Here is a 1,542-nt window from a genome sequence, read left to right on the forward strand (position 1 = left end):
AAGCCGGCGGGACGTTAGCCGTCAGTTTGACAAAACAAAACGAAAACTAACCTTTTAGATGAAATATTTTAATTAAAACTATATGAAAACAAACGAAAACAACTTATTTAAAAAAGCATTCTTAGTTGCATTATCTATTACTATTATTGGAGCAATAATGAAAATCACTCATATGGATGGCGCTCAAATTTTATTAATACTTGGTGTTCTCTCCACTTTAGGTTATGTTGTAATTGGAATTTATGAAGTAAATATATCAAAACGAATAAATCAATCTGAAAAAATTATGTGGACAATTGGTTTTATTTTCATCAACTTTTTTGCTGGTTTATTATATTTAATAAATGGTAGAAAAAGAATCGTTTAAATTCGTTTTTTTAATATTACTTATCAACTTAGCCCAAAAGGTTTAAGAATTATTTAGAAATAGAAAGAAAACCGAACGGCTAACAGCAGTTTGCTGCAAGTGGGGCTTTAAGGCTAAATTTAATGTTGGTTTTGTGTTTGTGAAATCAGTTTTAAATCTATAGTTTTGGGGAACCAATCCCCCACCTTCAGCAAGCTGGCGGGACGTTAGCAAACAGTTTTCAACAACGATGAAAATAAAGAATATCCATAATAATACTGAACTTTCTATTTCTTATCAAGAATGGAAACAAAACTATTTGAAGAATAATAAATTCATCAATTTTGAAATAATCAATCATTCAGATATATTAGAACTTCACTCTTTTGACGAAGAAACTGGTGATCCAAAATTTAATCAAATATTGGATTCTAAAATTGCTCAAAAAATGGCAACTAATGAGCCTCAAAGATTCTTTACAAAAAAACTGGAATTTAATGATTACGATGAAAATTTATTAATCCACAATAATACAAAGGAAAACACAGTGTCTGAAAAAATGATTATAAAAGAAAATGAAGTAATCGAACTGTTTGACAAAGTATTATTATTTGATAAAAATGATATTAATTTTAGTTTTATGAAAATTTTACAATATTTCGTTGATAAGAAAAATTTAATAACACTTGAAGAAAAAATTTCACAATTTGCAGAACTAAACGGATATGTAAAACCTATAAATTCAAACAAAATTAATTACCAACTTACACAAAAAGGAATTGATGCAAAATATCTAGGTGGTCATATACAATACATGGAAAATAAATTTAAAAAAGAAAGTAATATAAAGATTGAAAATTATATTGGTGGCAATAATAATGGTATACAATCATCCAATAGTAATTTCACAAATCCAACTATCGAAAATAAACAAATTAAAAACCCAAAAAATAAAGCATCAATACTTGAAATATTATCTTGGATTGTGGGTATTCTTATTGGCTTAGTTGGTTTATATGAATTTATAATAAAAAAAATTATTGACTAATAAACCGATTTGCTAACAGTGGTTTCATGAAATTGTGGCTTAAGGCTAAAATTTAAAGGTTATTTCATATATTTGACTTCTGTGATAATGGAAAGGTTTGGGAATATATAAACCCCAACTTCATGAAGCCACGGGACGTTAACGGCAA

At 27.3% G+C, this 1,542-nt stretch carries 2 protein-coding genes; both read left to right on the forward strand.

Features of this window, described 5'->3' with window-relative positions:
- Positions 1–82: 82 nt before the first annotated feature.
- Positions 83–367 (forward strand): hypothetical protein, encoded by a 285-nt coding sequence (locus tag FLJC2902T_RS15490; protein WP_023580750.1) that lies wholly within the window; start codon positions 83–85, stop codon positions 365–367.
- 229 nt (positions 368–596) lie between these two features.
- Complete coding sequence (locus FLJC2902T_RS15495; protein ID WP_023580751.1) at positions 597–1,394, forward strand: hypothetical protein; 798 nt, start codon at positions 597–599, stop codon at positions 1,392–1,394.
- Positions 1,395–1,542: the final 148 nt, after the last annotated feature.

The organism is Flavobacterium limnosediminis JC2902 (genome assembly GCF_000498535.1).
GTDB lineage: Bacteria > Bacteroidota > Bacteroidia > Flavobacteriales > Flavobacteriaceae > Flavobacterium > Flavobacterium limnosediminis.